We start from the raw sequence: 19,268 nt of genomic DNA, 5'->3' as shown, positions 1-19,268 counted from the left end.
TGATTAAGGTAAAGCTATTTTGCAGCAGAAATTGAATCCAAAGATTTATGTATAACAAGACATTATTACTAGCAGTTCTGGCCATATTGTTTTCAGGTGCTCTCCGTGCACAGAAAAGTCAGTTATGGGAGAACTTTAAAAGTTGTTCTAAACATGGTAAGACAGCCGAGTTGCCGGATTTCTCCTATGCCGGCTATCATCACGGCGAAAAGGCCATACCAACTGTTGACTACAAAGTATTTGATGTAACGCATTTTGGAGCGGTACCCAACGATGGAAAGTCTGATAAAAATGCTATTCAAATGGCCATTGATGCGGCTGTAAAGAACAAGTCGGGCCTTGTTTTCTTTCCCAAAGGGCGATTCCTGATAAACGAAGATACGGATGATACAACACCAATCATTGTAAAAGGGAATAATATTGTATTTCGGGGCAGTGGCTCAGGCGAGGATGGTACTGAATTGTTTATGAAGAACCATTTGCCGGCTAAAGACCCTAAGAAGCTATGGACAACGCCCTATATGATTCAGTTTGTAGGTGGAGGTAGTGAAGATTTGCTGACTGAAATAGCGGCCGATGCTGGGCGTGGTACTCACACTATAAAGGTGCGTAATACGGCAGGTATAAAGGCCGGAGACTGGATTGTACTGAGAGTAAAGAACAATGCACCTGATTTGATTGAGAAGGAGATGTGTGGTTGTCATGCCGATGAAAAGTGGACATCCATACTCAATAAAGGCGTGTATGTTAATGCTTATCATCAGGTAATGGATGTGAAGGGTAAAGAAATTACTCTGAAAGAACCCTTGTTGCGAGATATCGATAAAAAGCATGAGTGGCAGGTCTATCGTTATGCCCATTTTGAAGAAGTAGGGGTTGAGAATATAGCGTTTGCAGGTAACTGGCACGAGGAGTTTGTTCATCATAAGGACGATATACACGATGGTGGCTATTCGTTGCTGAAGTTTCAGCGTTTGGCCAACAGTTGGGTGCGTAATTGTCGTTTCACAGACGTGAACAGGGCAGCCAATTTCGTCCTTTGCTCAAATGTATCGGCGCTAAATTGTGAGGTAACAGGTACGCCGGGTCATAGTTCCATCAGTTCTAATGCCTCCACCAGGGTATTGATTGGTAAAATTAACGACAGCTCATCACAGTGGCATGCCCCCGGAGTTACGGGGCCTACTTTAGGTACGGTGCTTTGGCGGGTGAAGCATAATGAAGACACCAGCTTTGAAACACACGCTTCGCAACCACGTGCTACATTGTTTGATTGTGTCGAAGGTGGTTTCTTTATTGGTCGTGGCGGAGGTGCCCGTCAGAATTTGCCTAACCACATGGAGCATTTGGTGTTGTGGAATTATAAGGAGTTAGGCGAGCCTGAGGTGGATTTTGAATTCTGGTCGTCAACAACCTGGTTCTGGAAAATCATTCCTCCTTATGTGGTGGGTTTCCATGGTGCCGGTACCACTTTTAAAGAAGATCAGGTTAAAGTGCTTGAGTCCTTGGGTACGCCAGTCAATCCAGAGTCCTTATACGAAGCGCAACTGGAGCTGCGCTTAGGCGAACTGCCAAATTGGATTAAAGAAATTAAAAACAACTAAAATCAAGATATTATGAAGGGATTAACAACATTTTTACTAGTAATGCTAATGGCAGGTGCAACCACTATGAGTGCTATGGCCAATAAGCCTGTTAAAGTTAAAGTCAGTCAGGATGCATTTGTACAGGGTGGTAATACGGCCAATGAACCAATGGGGGTGACTGAGTCTGGCGAGCTGCGCATCATGAAGTCTGGCGGAACGGATAAGTATTCGCGCACATCCTACCTGCAGTTTAACCTCAAAAAAGTAGAGGATTTTACAAGTGTTGATCTAAACATCTGTATAAAGGTATACGAGAGCAAAGAGGATGCCTCGGCTGAATTTGAGATGCAGGTATATGCCTGCGCTGATAATAAATGGAATGAATCATCATTGGCATTTAATAACAAGCCTGAGAAAGGTGAATTACTGGCTACGCAAACAATGGGTGTTAATGAAAAAAATGAATGGGTGACGATTAGCCTGCCAGCCGATAAGGTGAAGCAAATGCTAAAGCAAAGCAAAAAAGGCAAGATTTCATTGGTACTAAGTAATGATAATTTCAATAAAACCAGTGGAGTAGTTCTATCAAAAGAACGCTTATGGAGCAATGGCACACCTGCCAACCGCGAAGCTTATTTGCAGTTTAAATAAGCTGAACAACAATAATATTAACTGGTCGCCAAGGTTATTTGGCGACCTTTTTTATTTTTGTCACTGAATAACCAAACTAATCTGATTGGTGTGAGGTGAACTGAATGAATTTGGCACTTGTTTGTACGTTTCTGTCCATGGCCAGGCCTGATGATGGGGTACATTTAGTCCAGATTTATTTAAAGAGTAAATGATGAAAAAAAATCAGATTAAAAGGGTTAGTACCCTCTTTCTAATAGCGGCCTTGGTTTTAGGCAGTAGCTTCAGTGCATTCGGCCAGGAGTTTCAGCACGAGCAGCTCTGGTCGTTTGAAAGCGTCAATAAAAAACAATGGACCCTTGATAAGGGGCATAAGTTATCAACCTCAGATGTGCACTACAAGCATGGTCAAAAATCCTTGAGATGGGATTGGCAAAAAACAGGTGCTATTACCTTAAACCAAGCCATTGGTTTTGTGCCTTTCAATCCCGAAAGTGAAGATAAATCCATTCCATCATTTGCTGTATGGGTTTACAATGAAACGCCTGTGGATGATGAAGCCACTTTTGTGTTTGGCACCGATGAAACCGATAACTGCAGCTTTAAATTTCATCTCAACTTTAAAGGGTGGCGCGCAGCATGGGTAGCTTTTGAGCGTGATATGGAAGGATTGCCTGTTGCCACTATGAACCGTTTGCGCATTGAAAGTCCGCAGTCAATTTCTAAGGGGCAGCTCTTTTTCGATCACATGTTTTTGTGTATCAATATTGATAGCCGCCATCATACGCCCGACAGGCAAGTGCCATTTGTTAATAAAGGTACCGAGAGCCACTGGTTAATTCAGGAAGAGGCTAGTCATATGCAGCCTGACCTGCCGGCACCAGCAGAACTTTCAAAGGATCAGCTGGCCGCCTTCAGGCTGATTGAGCAGCGATTTGAAGCAGATATTTTACGAAACCAGAAGGTGAATGCAGCGACTGTGGATAACTTGTACAAACAAGTGGCCCGCTACCAGATTAATCGTCGCAAAGGACAAATAAATGGGCTGCCAGTTTGGTTTGGCCGCAATGCCGAGTTATATATTCCTTTGGCCGATCATAGCATTGCCAAATTATACCGCGAGAATAAGCAGGATATCAGAAGCTATTTTGATTTAATGTTGAAAGTGGCCACAGCCTACGCCAACTGCGAAGAGGCTGGCCTGAAGGAAAACCTGAGAAAGATGTACATGGATATGTACGATCACATGCTGGATCAGGGTATTGCCTTTGGCAGTGGTTTAGGTACCATCCACCACTATGGCTACAATTGGCGAAGCTATTACCGGGCCTTGTTTATCATGCGCGATGTGCTGCGTGAAGAAGGACAACTACAGGCGGCTATTGATGGTTTACAGTGGTTTGCTGCCATTGGCGAAACCTTCAAAGCTCCAGTTATAAACGGAATGGATATGGATGCCTTTAATACACAGGTGATGGGGCGTTTGGCCAGTATCCTGATTATGGAGGATACACCCGAGAAGGCTCAATACCTGTCATGTTTTGCCCGCTGGATAGATAATGGTTTATTGCCTGCCCCTGGCCTTAACGATGCTTTTAAGGTGGATGGCTCAGCTTACCACCATGCTAATCATTATCCGGCCTATGCTACAGGAGGTTTGAATGGGGCCGTTCGTATGGTCTATTTCATGAGTGGTACTCCTTTTCAGGTATCCCAATTGGGGCACGAAACCATCAAGAAGGCTTTGTTAACCATGCGCTTCTATTGCAACCACACGCAATGGCCCATTTCTATGTCCGGGCGTCATCCTGAAGGAAAAGGGGCTTTACACCCCGACCATTTTGCCATTCTGGCTAAGGCTGGAGCGCCTGATGGCAGCTCGGCCATTGATACAGAGTTGGCAGCGGCTTATATGCGCCTGATACCGGAGAAAAAGAAAAGCTCTTTCAAAGATGAGTTTCTGGCAAAGGGTATTTCAGCCGAGGCAACACCTAATGGACACATTACCATGCCTTATGCATCATCATCGGTGCACAGGTGTGCCGAATGGACTGCCTCTGTACGAGGGCATTCTCGCTACTTGTGGGCAGCTGAGCATTACCTGGGGGCCAACCTATATGGTCGTTACCTCGCACACGGGCAATTGCAAATTATGGGAGGCGGTCAGCCAATCGATAATAAAGGCAGTGGTTTTGTGCAGGAAGGCTGGGACTGGAACCGTTTTCCCGGAACCACAGTTATTAATCTGCCAATTGATGATTTACGGGCCAATATTCTGAATGTAGACCAGTTTTCGGGCTATGAAGAAATGCTGTTTTCTGATGAGGCATTTGCCGGTGGTGTGCACGCCAATAATCAGAATGGTGTTTATGCCTTTATCTTGCATGAGCACGATAAATACCAGGGTAGCCTGCGAGCTCGCAAGTCGTGGTTTTTCTTCGATGATCAGATTGTTTGCCTGGGCTCTGGTATTGAAAATACCAATTCTGAGCATCCAACCGAAACCATTTTGTTTCAAAACCATATAGGTAAAAAGGATGATGAGGTGCTGATTAACGGTCAGCAGGCCGGCACCGGGGAACAGGAATCAAGTTATGCGGCAGTGAATATGTGGATGATTGATAATAAAGGAAATGGTTATTACCTGCCATCGGGAGCAGTCTATTTCCATCAGGGAATGCAGCATTCAAGGGATGAAAGTAGTGAGAAGCCAACCAAAGGGGAGTTTGCTGCAGCGGTGTTACAACATGGGAAAGCGCCACAGGCTGCCAGTTACCACTACTGCGTCATTCCTGGTGCCGATGTGCAACGCATGCAAACAGTAGCAAACAAACCTGCTTATGAGGTGCTGCAACACACTGAGAAGTGTCACATGGTCTATAACACGGCCACCAATGAAACCGGCTATGTTTTCTTTGAAGCAGCGAAAGATAATTCAACCGGGATCATTAAAAATACCAACCTACCATGCATTGCTTTAACCAAAGAGTCGGACAAGGAACTGGAATTAAATATTACCAATCCTGATTTAGCCTTGTACGAAGGACCTGCCGATGAAATCTACAAAGATGGCAAGCGCGTTGAGCGAAGCATTTATTCGCGACCATGGCGTCCGGCTGAAAGCAAAACGACCTACCTGGAAGTAGAACTCAAAGGAAAGTGGGCATGCAATAATAAAGTTGAATCAATAATCATTACTGAAGAAGGAAATACCATTGTTAAACTCGCCTGTAAGGATGGATTGACACAACAGTGTTCCTTTCAAATAATTGATTAATAGACGAGTGCAGCTAAATCCATAATTAATTAGGAAAGTTAAAATACGAACGATTTAAACCCTATTGCGGAAGATTTTACACATATAATGGTTGTATTGCAGATACATTTGCAACGTTAAGAAGTGTAAAATTTTCTAAAAATTCGAGTATATGAAAAAATTCCGGCTACATCTCATTCTGTTAATTCTTGCTTTTGCAGGGGCATGTACAGATGAGACGTTTTTATCAGATAACAAAAAGGTGGCACCACCGGCTGACTTAAGTTATGCCGAAACTGGTGAAGCCAGAGAAGGGAAAGCCATTGAAAGTGGACGCCCTTCAGTTAATACCTTTGGCGCCGAGCCTACTTTTACGATTGGCTCAGGTAAAATCGATGGCGCAGCTCTTTCTGAAGAATTGTTACAACAGTTTAATATTGTTGACACAACAGGTTTGGTGTTTGTCAACAACGGCAATATACTTACTCCGGCTACTTACCTTCTGGATGTTAAAGTAGAAACCATGGGTGGTATGACCACTTTCACAAATGGCTATAGTGTAAAAGTACTTCCGGCATTAATGGAAGGACTGGCTTATCAGCCAAGCACCGTACAATTTGAGCGTGGAAAAAATAACGCGACTACTGAGCCTGATTTCGCTGGCAATTCCAACGATGTGTCATTTGCCTTTGGTGAATTTGAAGGTTCAGAGTTCTTCGCCATTGATGCTTCTACAGGTATCATAAGCATGTCGGACAAACAAGAGCCTGAAGTGGGTACTTTCAAATTGCATGTGGAGGGTAATAACCTGGCAGATTCAGTAATCACATTCAAAAATGCGTTAACAGTAAATGTCGTATCAAAACCATATCGATTGGTGTATGATCCCGAGGTGCAAACCAATGTGCAGGAGCTGGCGTCACGCACTTCGCAGGAGCCGGTGGTTACCGCTTCTAATACGGGAAGTGTTAAATACAAACTGGCCGATGGTACTTCTGAGTTTTTCGCTATTGATGAAAATACTGGTGCTGTAACCTTACAGGCGATGCATACTTTTACAGCTGGCAGCACCCAATATGTTGATGTGATTGCCGGTAATGATTTGGGTGAAACATTGTTTGAAAAGGCCCTTGGATTCGAGATCGTGCCTCAGGATCCTGTTCCGCCTAACAACTTTACGTATGCCGACGGTAACGAAGGAACTGTGATGGCTTCATTGGCCTTTAGCAGTGCTATCCCATCAGCCGAAGGTGCTTATCCTATTTCATTCGCCATTACATCTGGTAATGAGTCAGGTGAGTTTACCATTGAACCAACTACCGGTCAGATTTCTCTGGCTAAGGGTAATACACTGCCTGTTGGCGATTATCCTTTGGTGGTTGAAGCCACTAACGCCTATGGCTCTGCAACTGTTACTTACACAGTGCATGTTACGACATTGATTAAGACAGTTATTTTCGATGGTGGATTTAATGTTGGTGGCGCTGTAAAAGATGGCGCAACAGGCAACATGGTGTCGGTTGATTTGGATGGCAATGGTACAGGCCCAACAGCCTACAAAAAGGCATGGTATGGTAAATACAATACTTTCTGGACCAGGGAAGGTGTGAAGCGTAGCGGTGCCCAGATGTTTGGGGATAAAGCTGAAAATGACGACTGGTTGCTGGCTGAAAACATTGATCTTTCTGCTTTTGAGTCAGTGGAGCTCTTTCTTGAGTACTATATGTTATATGGTGGCGGAAATGACGATGTCAACGTTATTACCGTTAAAGTATCGGAAGATTATGCAGGTGATGTGACGACTGCCACCTGGGTAGAAGTGGCCAAACTCAATGACCTCTTTGATAGTAAAGATAACATTCTGGGTAGTGGAGGTGATGTAACTGCTGATTATGTGGATCAGGATATAATTGACCTAAGCACGTATAGTGGTAAGACTGTTACCATTGCTATACATTCTTTGCATTCGTTAGCATTAAATCCGGCTAAAACAACAAATCATTTAACTCGCGCAACCTTTATTCCTTATTTCACTGTTCGCGGATTAGAAAAATAATATAAATCAGGATGCTCATCCGTGAGTATCCTGGTTCAATAAGACACAAATCATGAAAAATATAATTTCAATCGTATATTTTCTCCTGGCGGGTATGGGGGCTCTTTTAGCCCAGCATACCATCACCGGTAAAGTGGTTGATGAGCAGGGAGAAGCCATTCCTGGCGTTAATATTTTGCTTAAAGGGAGCATGAAGGGAACTATCTCTGATATGAATGGTAGCTATACTCTTAGTTTGGATGATCAGAATGGTACGCTGGTGTATTCATTTATCGGGTATAAAGACCACGAAGAGGTGATTAATAAGCGCAAGGAAATAGACGTTATCTTGTTTCCTGAAGTGGAGCTGTTGGATGAAGTGGTAGCTGTTGGTTATAATGTAGTTAAGAAGAAGGACCTGACCGGCGCTGTAGCACAGGTAAAGCCATCTGATATTGTGAAGAGTCCTGTTACCAACTACGACCAGGCCTTGGCAGGTCGTGTGGCCGGGGTGCAGGTATCAGCCGCCGACGGTACACCCGGCGAGGGCTTAAACATTGTTATCCGTGGTGGTAACTCCATCACTGGTGATAACTCGCCCTTGTATGTGGTAGATGGTATTCCTTTGGAAGATTTTGATCCGGGAAGCATCAGTTCACACGATATTAAGGATTTTGATGTATTGAAGGATGCTTCGGCAACGGCCATCTATGGTTCACGTGGTGCCAATGGTGTTATTATCATTACTACTAAAGAAGGTCGTTCTGACGGTAAAACCCAAATCAGTATGAATACTTCTTTGGGTGTGCAGTGGGTGCCATCGCGTTTAGAAGTTTTATCACCCTATGAGTATGTGAAATATGAAAAAGAAGTAGCCTACAATAAAGGAGATACTTATATTGAAAGTTTCAACACGCACTGGCAGGATCCTGAGCTTTATACAAAGGAAGCATTGGCCCAGCGCGGTGAATCAGCTACCAGCTGGCAGGATGAGATCTTCCGTCAGGCCATGGTGCAGAATTATAACTTCTCATTAAACGGTGGTAATAAAACATCCACTATTTATTTGTCAACTGATTATACCGATCAGGAAGGTACACTGCTTAACACAGGCTTTCAGAAGATGAATAATAACCTGAAGTTTTCGCACCGTATTAACTCAAAAGCGCAAATGGGAGGATACCTTAACTACTCTTATATTAAGCGTATAGGTCAGGATGTGTCAGGGAATAACCGTCACAGTGTGATTAAGGAGGCGGTTACTTTCCGTCCGGTTAGTCCGATTGTTGACGACGGACGCGATGGCGGTATTGATTACGATGCCGACCCGAATGAATTACGTTTTAACCCGGTGAAGTCATTGGAAAACACCGATCGTTATACACGTCAGGATGTGATTAGAGGTAATCTTTACCTGAACTACGATATTATTAAAGGCTTACGACTGCGTGTAACAGGCACCTACCAGGTTGATAACCGCCAGGAATCACTTTTTTATAAGGAAGATACCTTCTCGGGAACACGTGGTATTGACGGCATCAATGGTACCTTAACCGATCGACGCTACCAGACTTTGTCAACATCCAATACCTTGACCTGGAAGAAAAAGTTCAAATACATTCACAGTGTTACTGCCTTAGGTGGTTTTGAAGCTCAGCAGAGACAATCGGACTACTTCAGGGCTAAAAACACCAACATGCCGGTGGATATTTTCGGAACAGACAAGTTACACCTGGGAACACAGCCAACCATTCCTGAATCAGGCACCACCATGAATACCATGTCTTCTTTCTTCGGAAGCTTTAACTATGGCTTGAAGGATCGTTACCTGTTAACAGCTAACTTCCGTGCCGATGGTTCGTCTAAGTTCAGAGGCGATAATAAATGGGGCTACTTTCCTTCATTTGCAGCAGCATGGCGATTGATTGAGGAGAACTTTGTACGCAACCTGAACGTATTTAGTAACCTTAAGTTACGTGCCGGATATGGTATTACAGGTAATAACCGCATCAACGATTTTGCTGCATTTTCACAAATGGAGACGAGCACATCCAGCGGTTACGTGTTAGATAATATCTATTACGCTGGTGCCTATCATTCTAACCTGGCCTCGTCTGACCTGAAGTGGGAAACCACTAAGCAGATGAACGTAGGTATTGATTACGGATTCCTGAACAACCGCATCTCGGGTGTGGTTGATTATTACCGTAAAAACACCACCGACCTGCTTTTATATGCCGAAATGGCACCAAGCTCGGGTTATAACCAGGTATTCCAAAATGTTGGAGCGGTACAAAATGAGGGATTGGAATTCTCAATCAGCACAGTTAATATCGATAAGCGTGATTTTAAATGGTCAACATCGTTCAATATTTCGTTTAACAAAAATAGAACCATTGGCCTGAACGATGGACAAGACTTTATGCTTACTAATCCTGATTGGTATTTTAAATATAACGAGTACCAGTACATCACAAAGGTTAATGAGCCGGTAGGTATGTTCTATGGCTTGAAGTACGATGGCGTTTACCAAATGGATGATTTTGTGTACGATAACTCTGAAAGCAGATATGTGCTAAAACCGGGTCTGCCTGATAATGGTGGTAATGTAGCGCCGGGAAGTATTAAGTACAAGGATTTAAATGGCGATGGTACCATCAATGATAAGGATAGAGCAGTTATTGGTAATCCTCATCCAAAACATTTTGGTGGTTTTACTAACGATTTCCAGGTGAAGAACTTCGATTTACAGGTGTTCTTTCAGTGGAGCTATGGCAATGAAATTTTAAATGCCAACCGTGTAGAATTTGAAAACCCAGGTAACACAACCGGTTACAACTACTTGTCATCAGTAGCTGATCGCTGGACCCCTGAGAATCCATCAAATGAGATGCATGGCATTTGGTTCGATGGCGTATATGGTGCACCTCCAACTGGTAACCATGTGTCAGACCGCATTGTGGAAGATGGTTCGTACCTGCGACTGAAAACCGTTTCATTAGGCTACTCATTAGGTAAAAAAGCACTCAACTTATTAGGCTTAAGCGCTTGTAGAATTTATGTGGCCGGACAAAACCTGTACACATGGACCAACTACAGCGGATTTGACCCTGAGGTATCTGTAGGGAAATTCGGCGCACTAACACCAGGTCTGGATTATTCAGCCTATCCGATGAGTGCAACTGTAATGGGTGGATTAGAAATTAAGTTTTAATCAGGAAAAGTGAAAATGATGCAATTAGTTAAAAAGATATCAAAAATAGCGGTGGTTGCTGCCATCATGTTCGGTGGAGCAGCCTGCAGCCAATTCCTGGATGTGGAACCGCAAACCAGCTGGGATAGCGATAATTTCTATAAAGATGCCAAAGAAGTGCAATTGGGCCTTGTGGGTATCTACAATTACCTGGGCAAGGACGAGACCTATGGTTCGTATCTGCCATCCAACTTTCAGGCTGGTACCGATGAGGCTTTGTATAGCCGTCATTACAACGAAGGCTGGCCCGTATCACTTTATCGTCATACATCGGCCACACGCGATATAGAGCAAACATGGTATGCACTGTACCGCGGTATTGATGCGGCTAACAAGTTCATAGTAACTGTGCCCAATACGCCAGATTTGGATGATGTAACACTCAACCGGGTGTTAGGAGAAGCACGTTTCTTAAGAGCGTTGTATTATTTCGACCTGGTACGTTGGTGGGGTCCTGTACCTTTGCGTTTAGAGCCATCTAAAGATATTGATGCCAATAACGTGGCAGCTTCATCCATTGAGAAGGTGTACGAAGTAATTGTTGAAGACTTAACCTTTGCCAGTGAGAACCTGCCTCGTGTTCAGGATCCTGAAATGAACAAACAAACCGGCCGTGCTACTAAAATGGCAGCCCATGGCTTATTGGCAAGGGTGTACCTCACTATGGCTGGTTATCCGCTGCAGAATACCGCTATGTATGAGCAGGCAGTGGCACAGTGCGACTCAGTGATTGAAGATGGTTTCCATGGTCTGATGGATAACTACGATGAGGTGTTCCGTAATTATATTGGTAATATCCACGATGTAAAAGAAACCTTGTTTGAAGTGAACTTTAAAAATCTGAGAGATCAGGGCTTGAACGAGCATGGCCGTCATGGTAATGTGAATGGTGTTCAGTTTACATATGGTGGCGAGGGCTATCCATACTCCTATGCGTTTATGCAGTTGAGTATTAAGGTGAAAAACATCTATGCAACCGGTGATGCCCGATACGACTGGAACTGTGCTTCATACACCTACGATAAGAAAAAGCACGAACTCAAGCGAATTACCAACGAGTTGAAGTGGTGGCCTGGTAAGTTTCGCCGTTGGGAGCCAACTAACTGGGACGATGTGGATACACCGGGTGAAAACGAGTCGTATGAGATACTCGAACCAATTGCTTCACCCGATAAGAATTTTACTGGTATTAATTTCCCATTATTAAGATATGCCGATGTATTGTTAATGCGCGCTGAAGCTGAAAACGAACTGAATGGGCCAGCTAATGCTTATGCTTACCTTAATACTGTAAGACACCGTGCCGGTTTAGGTGATATTGATCAGAGCCGTGTGTCGGATGAGGTTTCTTTTCGCAAAGAAATACAGGATGAGCGCTTGCGCGAGCTGTGCTTCGAGGGTGTGCGTCGACAGGACCTTATTCGCTGGGGTATCTTAGGGCAGACGCTTGAAGAGCTAAATATGCAAACGGAAGCATCAGATGATTATAATCCATCAAATACAGGCTACACACATTTGTTAAGAGCCGGTGAAAACTTCGATGAATCTAAGCACCTGGTATTACCATACCCTTTGCAGGAAATAACCATCAACAAGTTACTTGACCAGCATCCCAATTGGTAATTTATAGACGATTTAATTGTTGAAGAGAGTGCCCTTGCGGCACTCTTTTTTTTGTTCTTTTTATTGGGAAGAAACTATTTTGGAAGCATCCTGAATGATTTGGTCACATAAGCATTTGTGCAAGCCTTATTTTTGAACAAATACTAAATACCAACGAATATGAATCTTTTACGGAATACTGTGTTGATGACGATTGGGGCAACATTATCGCTGTTAGGCGCATGTAGTCATGGCACATCAAACTCGCATAACAAACAACAATCCAATGTACTGTTCATCATCACCGACGACCAGGGCTACGGTGATTTTAGTGCCTATGGTGGGGCAAGCGATGCACATACACCTCACCTCGATGAGTTGGCTCAGAAAGGTGTACGTTTTACCAATGCTTACGTATCCATGTCAGTATGTAGTCCATCGCGCATGGCCATGCTAACCGGCCGCCAACAGCAACGTTGGGGAGTGTATAATTTTGGTGCTCAACTGCCTGATAGTGAAATTACCCTGGCTGAACAATTAAAGGCACAAGGCTACCAAACAGGCATGGTGGGTAAGTCGCATTACGGTCCGGTGCAGGGGCCCGGCGTACCAGAGTTCCCCACCTCGCATGGCTTCGACTACTATTTTGGTAAGGAAGGTGGGACGATGGACTATCTGCGTCACAAGGCGGCCGATCGTGAGGGCTTTACTGAGAAAATGGCTAATCACTTGGGCATTGGTCCTTTCTGGGAGAATGACAAACAGGTCGATATGGAGGGTTATTCAACGGATATTATCCTCGATAAATCGCTTCAATACATAGATGAGTATAAGCATCATCCGTTTTTCCTTATGGTTTCTTTTAATGCGGTTCACCTGTTCACACATCAGATACCTGATGAGGATCTGAAGCTGATGGGCATCGATAAGGTGCCTGACTGGGATCCGGGCACCGGTGATTGGGACCAATACCTGGAGTGGTATGTCAATACTGTTAAGCCGCATACGCCACAAGGGCGCCAACGTTACCTCTATCATCTAAACAAGTTGGATGATGCCATTGGTACCATCACCGCTAAGCTGAAAGCCGAAGGATTGGATGAAAATACCATTGTGGTGTTTATATCCGATAATGGGGGTTCACCGCGCACTTATGCCGATAATACGCCGCTCAAAGGGAATAAATACATTCTGGAAGAAGGCGGTATCAGGGTGCCATTTGTGTTGAGTTGGCCGGGGCATTTGCCACAAGGTAAGGTGTTCAATCAAACGGTTAGCGGCATGGATATCTTTCCAACACTGCACGCTGCTCTCGATATGCCCTTACCGGAAAATACGGAGATAGATGGTGTAAACCTTATGCCGTACCTTTTAGGCAAGGATGACAGCAACCCACATGAATGGTTGTTCTGGACAGGTTTTCATTTAAAAGGAAAGCCACGCACCTATGATGACCCTAATGGCGCTTTGGCCCGACACGATAAAACCTATTATGGCGATGAAACAGGCTGGGCCGTGCGCTATCAAAACTGGAAATTGAGATATTATGGTCGTGCCGATTCATATGGCTTGTATGATCTGACCAATGACTATTCTGAGGAACATAATCTGGCTGTGGACCATCCTGAATTGGTAGAGCAGATGAAGCAACGCTTTTTTCAATGGAACGAAAAGATTAAAGAAGATCACGTAAAATATGATCTACCTGAGTCAAGTGAATTTTAATACTGACATGTATGTTTGATTTGTAACTGTAATGATGGTTTGAAAGCTGCTCTTTTTAGGGCAGCTTTTTTGTTGTTATGGTTGTTGAATGCTTACATCAGGCAAAAAGTGGATGGTACAGGCAGAATAAGGCGAGTGTACAATTGTATACATCATTTGTGGCAAATTATGAGCAAGTTACCAATAAGGCGTGTACGATTAGCACACCTATTGCGAACGTTTCAGCACATCTAAAAAAAGCGACTAGCCTACTTTCGTTCCCAATCAATTCACTTAAATCTGATGATTATGAAAAAAAGTTTACTATTACTATTCGCGGTATTGTTCCTGATTAATATTAATGGAAGAGCACAGGAGCAGGTTATTTTTTATCCTGATTTTCGTTATGACAATAACAGAGGTTTTACCAAACAAACAGTTTTGTTTGAAGGAACAGAAAAAAACAATATCTGGTATAGAGTATCTACCTTACCAGATGCAAGCCTGCTTGGGTATACGCGCGAAGGCGATCAAAAATCTTTAAAAGTAGTAGCTACTCCTGCTACTGTAGCTCCTAATCCGCCAGAAACAAAGTTTTATGCTACCGAAACCTATGCTGTAGTTGATGCTATTGATTTAAGTGCTTTCACTTCTGTTTATGATCTTCAAATGACATTTTTTAGTCTGAACCAATTTGGTAGAGGAGATGTGTCGAAGATGGAGGTAGTGCTTTCTACTGATTATGCAGGTGATGTTACTACCGCAACATGGACCGATGTAACCGGGTTACTTGATCAAATTGCAACAGGAGGAGCAGATTGGGTTAAGTCTACTTTAAGCTTGAATGATTATGCCGGCGAGGGTGCAGTGACGATTGCATTTAAATACACTTGTTCTAAAACAGCTGAGATTTCAGATATAGAACAATCAGCCACATGGAATATTGCCGAAGTACGTTTTACTGCTTCCCCCATTCAATTTGAAACAAAAACCAGTTGGCAGTTTGATGATGCGACTTCCTTTGAGATGATAAATATTGTTAGTACTAATGGTCAGGGATGGAAGCAGGTAAATGCCCTTCGTCCTGGTTTAGACAATAGTAATTATAAGTCATTGCAGATGTCGGCAGTGTACGATGATGGCGGTACTAAGTATGTGTCACCAACTGAATCATGGGCAGTGCTTAATGCTGCCGATTATAGTGGTTACAGTAAACTTTATTTGTTCTTCTGGAACATTAGCCAGTACAAATTGGGAGGCGATTCTGATTTAAGCATCAAAATGTCAACCAACTATATTAAAAATGAAAATGATCAGGCGGGTGCCATTTCATCGGCAACATGGACTGATATTACCAGCAGCTTTAATTTAGATAAAGCTATAGGGTATGATAGTGAGTGGATATGGAGCATTGGAGAAATTCCAGTTGACCAGTTGAATCCGAATATGACTATTGCATTTGTTTACAAAAGCACAGATACAGGTGTAGCAGATAATACAAATCGGGCTGCCACATGGCGAATTGGTGATGTAAAGATAGGTGGTGAGCAAATACCTAATAGTATTGGGGATAAAAGTAATTTACCTGTTCAGTATTTCTTCCCTAACCCTGTTTCAAACTCTTTGAATCTGTCAAATGAGGTGGCTTGGGTTGAGTTATATAATATTAATGGTAGCAAGGTTAAGAGCAAAGCTAATAGTTCAAATAATATGGATGTTTCTCAACTATCACCGGGCATTTATATTCTCAAACTAAGCCTTAAGGATGGTTCAAATGTCACAACTAAATTAATCAAACGATGAATTAATAGAGCCCTGCACTAGCAGGGCTTTTCTCCCAAATCAGCCCAATTACTTTAAGAAGAATAATAGTTCAAACAGTATCTATGAAAGCACTCCTGTTTATTTTGTCATTCTGTATCACTGCCTCATTGTGTGCTCAGAATTACCTTGGGCTTGAAGGCATTGTACCTGACAACTGGAATCCCAAAACTAACTTGTCCATATCATCCGCTCACTACAAAATGGGCACTCAATCGCTTAAATGGGAGTGGACACCGGGTAGTCAGATCGCTATTGATAACCCATCAGGTATGGCACAAGCTTGCCAAACCTATAAAGGAGGGATGATCCTTTGGATTTACAACGAAACTGCAAAGGATGCCGATCTGAAGTTTGAGTTTCTAAGCAGTAATGCCGCCGTGCAATACTATTTTACCTACCACCTCAATTTTACAGGCTGGCGCGCCTGTTGGATCCGGTTCGATGAAGATATGATGGGCTCTAAATCCAGTAAGAACCTAACTTCTATGCGTATCAAAGCGCCTTCAACCTCCACAGGTGGCGTTCTCTATTTTGATCGTATGCGCTTTCCGGCTACCCGTATCAATGATAGGGTAACACCTGATGCGCAACTGTCTTATATCAATCCGGATATGAATGCCAACCATTGGGCTGCCTTGTGGCATTGGCACAGCACCTACTCCTATGAGTTAGAATTACCGACCAACCTTACCAACGAAGAAATAGCAACTTTTGCCAATATCCGCGAACGAATTACTGCCAACATCGCAGGAAGTGCCCCATCAGCCAGTCGTGTGACAGCAATCCGAAATCAGTATGCTGCACTTAACATACAACGCAATGGAAGCACTATTACAGGTGCTGCTTTTGTGTCGGCTGACGAATATGTGTCGACCAATGGCGATAAGCGTTTTAACGATCTGGATAACCTCATGTATGATATGGCAAAAGCCTGGTATCATAATAAGGAACAGGGCTTTGATGTCATGTTTTGTGATATACTGGATTGGTTATACGATCAGGGACTAACGGTTGGAAGTGGTATGGGTACCAACCATCACTACGGTTATTATTTCCGCGGGTTTCCCAAAGCCATTTGGTTGATGAAGGATACGCTTGTTGCCCAAGGGAAGTTTCAGGAAGCCTTCGAGATGATTCAGTACTGGACAGGTGTGCCTGAAGTACGTCAATTACCACAAGTTGATAACTTCCAGGGGATAGTAGATGCCTGGAATACCATCATACCGGGCCGATTAACGGCCATAATGCTTCGCGATGATTCGCCTGAACTGGCTCGCGACATGCAGGCATTTACCAACTGGATGGATGGCGTGATGCAATATAGTGTTGGTACCGTTGGCGGGTTTAAACCTGATGGCTCTGGTTTTCATCATGGTATGCTGTATGCCGGCTATATGAATGGTGGTTATGCAGGATTGGGAGAGGTATTAAACTATGTAGGCAATACCATCTATAATTTATCGGCAGAGTCCAGAGAGCGTTTCAAAAAAGCATTGATAGTGCATGCTGGGTATGCCAACTATCGCTCTTTTGTTAATAGTGTTTGTGGTCGTAATCCAATGGATCAGGAATTAGGCACAGGTGCCATTAATGCCTTCGCCTACCTGGCCAAAGCGACCGACCCAATTGATGCTGAATGTGCGGCTGAGTACATGCGATTGACCAAATACAAGAAAGAGCTGTATGATGAGTTTGTAGCCCAGGGCATTACACCGGCATCTGCCCCAACAGGTAATACAAGTGTTAATTACGGGGCGCTGAATATGCACCGTCGCGATAACTGGCTGGTGGCTACAAAAGGATTCAATAATATCGTAACCGGAACAGAGATATATACCAGCAACAACCGTTATGGGCGTTATCAAAGCTATGGTACGGTTCAGATACTTGGTGCAGGTGAGCCTGTAAGTGCTTCAGAAAGTGGCTTTAAGCTGGAAGGGTGGGATTGGAATCGTTTTCCGGGGGCTACCACCATTCATTTGCCCTACGAAGCCCTTAATTATGCAGGGGGTAACATTAACGAACGTTCAAAAAACTCAAGCTTTGCCGGAGCATGCTCGCTTGATGGTAATGGTGTGTTTGGTATGATACTGGATGAAAATGATTACACCAATTATACTGATGATTTTGTAGCACGTAAGTCTGTTTTTACTTTCGATAACCGCATTATCTGCCTCGGAAGTAATATCTCCAACAGTAATGATCAGTACCATACCGAAACAACACTGTTTCAGAATGCACTATCTGCAACATCTGACAATATAATTGTGGACGCGTCTACAATTGGGCAGTTCCCTTATAGTAAGCATCTGAATACTGTTGAGGCCATAACGCTTATGGATGCTAAAGACAATGGCTATTTCATACCCGAAGGCACCATACATGTGATGAAGAGTAACCAGGAATCGCGTGATAACAAAAGCAAAGCGGTTAACTACGGGGATTATGCCACAGCTTGGTTAGACCATGGAGCTGCACCTTCCAATGCCAGTTATGAATATGCCATCCTTGTGCAAAGCAGTGTTGATGAGCTGAATACATTTAAACAGGACATGGAGTCGTCAAGTAAGCCATACCAGGTACTACGTAAAGACGAGGTGGCACATATCGTTTACGACAGAGCCTCGGCATCAACAGGGTATGTCATGTTCGAGGCCAATGCAGATATTGAGTCGGCACACATTGTCAACAGCTCATATCCTTGTATCATGGTGGTGAAAGAGCAAAGTGAAGAAGTGATTCAGCTGGCTTTTTCTGATCCTTCCATTAATATGGAAGCACCCACAACACTCATAGGTACTGCAATAGCTGAAGAAAGGCTGGTGAAGGTGAAACTAAATGGGCGGTTTAAGTTGCAAGCCTCCAATGATAAATGCCGATTAGTTGAACAGGGACAAGACTACACCATCCTTGAGTTTACTTCTATTCATGGCTTATCTGTCGAGGTAGAACTAATTCGGAATCCAGCATCTACTAATGCAAATGGTCCCCGGGACAGTCAGGTGAAAATATTCCCTAATCCGGTGCATAGTTTTCTGAACTATAGTGGTCCGGCCGGCTTGCAGCGGGTAACAGTACTGACACTGGATGGTAAACATCTGTTGCAAGGACAGCCAGGTAAGCCTATTTACGTTGGGAATCTTTCTGCAGGCGTGTACCTGATGCAATTAAATTATCAGGACAGGGATGAGTTAGTCCGCTTTGTGAAAGCTTAACAAGAATTGAAACAATAGTATCAAATATGACCAAAAAAGTAATCACTTTCGGAGAGATAATGCTCCGCTTGTCAACACCAGGCTATCAACGCTTTTCGCAGGCAAGCGAGTTTGAAGTATGTTATGGAGGTGGAGAGGCCAACGTGGCTTATTCGCTGGCCAA

General features: G+C 43.6%; 9 protein-coding genes. All 9 read left to right on the top strand.

Annotated features, from left to right (window positions below; genetic code table 11):
* Window positions 1-47 precede the first annotated feature (47 nt).
* The 9 genes from KDU71_RS21415 to KDU71_RS21375 all read left to right on the top strand — a co-directional run bounded on the left by KDU71_RS21415 (window position 48) and on the right by KDU71_RS21375 (window position 19,105).
* Window positions 48-1,604: a DUF4955 domain-containing protein gene (locus KDU71_RS21415; RefSeq protein ID WP_212193169.1), complete on the top strand. Its 1,557-nt coding sequence runs from the start codon at window positions 48-50 to the stop codon at window positions 1,602-1,604.
* A gap of 12 nt (window positions 1,605-1,616) precedes the next feature.
* The gene (locus KDU71_RS21410) at window positions 1,617-2,237 is read left to right on the top strand and encodes a CBM96 family carbohydrate-binding protein (RefSeq protein ID WP_212193168.1); all 621 of its coding nucleotides are present in this window, start codon (window positions 1,617-1,619) and stop codon (window positions 2,235-2,237) included.
* Between the two features lie 190 nt (window positions 2,238-2,427).
* Complete coding sequence (locus KDU71_RS21405; protein ID WP_212193167.1) at window positions 2,428-5,493, top strand: chondroitinase family polysaccharide lyase; 3,066 nt, start codon at window positions 2,428-2,430, stop codon at window positions 5,491-5,493.
* A 151-nt stretch (window positions 5,494-5,644) separates the two neighbouring features.
* On the top strand, window positions 5,645-7,528 hold the full coding sequence (locus tag KDU71_RS21400; RefSeq protein ID WP_212193166.1) for a surface glycan-binding family protein: 1,884 nt from the start codon (window positions 5,645-5,647) through the stop codon (window positions 7,526-7,528).
* A gap of 52 nt (window positions 7,529-7,580) precedes the next feature.
* The gene (locus KDU71_RS21395; RefSeq protein WP_212193165.1) at window positions 7,581-10,721 is read left to right on the top strand and encodes a SusC/RagA family TonB-linked outer membrane protein; all 3,141 of its coding nucleotides are present in this window, start codon (window positions 7,581-7,583) and stop codon (window positions 10,719-10,721) included.
* A 15-nt stretch (window positions 10,722-10,736) separates the two neighbouring features.
* Window positions 10,737-12,383, top strand: a complete 1,647-nt coding sequence (locus tag KDU71_RS21390; RefSeq protein WP_212193164.1) for a RagB/SusD family nutrient uptake outer membrane protein — start codon at window positions 10,737-10,739, stop codon at window positions 12,381-12,383.
* 159 nt (window positions 12,384-12,542) lie between these two features.
* A complete protein-coding gene (locus KDU71_RS21385) occupies window positions 12,543-14,087 on the top strand; it encodes a sulfatase family protein (RefSeq protein ID WP_212193163.1) in 1,545 nt (514 codons plus the stop codon).
* A 288-nt stretch (window positions 14,088-14,375) separates the two neighbouring features.
* On the top strand, window positions 14,376-15,869 hold the full coding sequence (locus KDU71_RS21380) for a T9SS type A sorting domain-containing protein (protein WP_212193162.1): 1,494 nt from the start codon (window positions 14,376-14,378) through the stop codon (window positions 15,867-15,869).
* 83 nt (window positions 15,870-15,952) lie between these two features.
* Window positions 15,953-19,105, top strand: coding sequence for a chondroitinase family polysaccharide lyase (locus KDU71_RS21375; RefSeq protein WP_212193161.1), 3,153 nt, complete (start codon window positions 15,953-15,955; stop codon window positions 19,103-19,105).
* The last annotated feature ends 163 nt before the right edge of the window (window positions 19,106-19,268 follow it).

Source organism: Carboxylicivirga sediminis, from assembly GCF_018156225.1.
In the GTDB taxonomy this organism is placed as follows: Bacteria; Bacteroidota; Bacteroidia; order Bacteroidales; family Marinilabiliaceae; genus Carboxylicivirga; species Carboxylicivirga sediminis.
Note: the sequence above shows the minus strand (reverse complement) of the source record. Positions and strands in the feature narration are given on the sequence as shown.

Excerpts from the sequence above, each read along its gene's own strand:
- KDU71_RS21415 (WP_212193169.1), top strand. The coding sequence starts at position 48 with ATGTATAACAAGACATTATTACTAGCAGTTCTGGCCATATTGTTTTCA.
- KDU71_RS21405 (WP_212193167.1), top strand. The coding sequence starts at position 2,428 with ATGATGAAAAAAAATCAGATTAAAAGGGTTAGTACCCTCTTTCTAATA.
- KDU71_RS21390 (WP_212193164.1), top strand. The coding sequence starts at position 10,737 with ATGATGCAATTAGTTAAAAAGATATCAAAAATAGCGGTGGTTGCTGCC.
- KDU71_RS21385 (WP_212193163.1), top strand. The coding sequence starts at position 12,543 with ATGAATCTTTTACGGAATACTGTGTTGATGACGATTGGGGCAACATTA.
- KDU71_RS21380 (WP_212193162.1), top strand. The coding sequence starts at position 14,376 with ATGAAAAAAAGTTTACTATTACTATTCGCGGTATTGTTCCTGATTAAT.
- KDU71_RS21400 (WP_212193166.1), top strand. The coding sequence starts at position 5,645 with ATGAAAAAATTCCGGCTACATCTCATTCTGTTAATTCTTGCTTTTGCA.
- KDU71_RS21395 (WP_212193165.1), top strand. The coding sequence starts at position 7,581 with ATGAAAAATATAATTTCAATCGTATATTTTCTCCTGGCGGGTATGGGG.
- KDU71_RS21410 (WP_212193168.1), top strand. The coding sequence starts at position 1,617 with ATGAAGGGATTAACAACATTTTTACTAGTAATGCTAATGGCAGGTGCA.
- KDU71_RS21375 (WP_212193161.1), top strand. The coding sequence starts at position 15,953 with ATGAAAGCACTCCTGTTTATTTTGTCATTCTGTATCACTGCCTCATTG.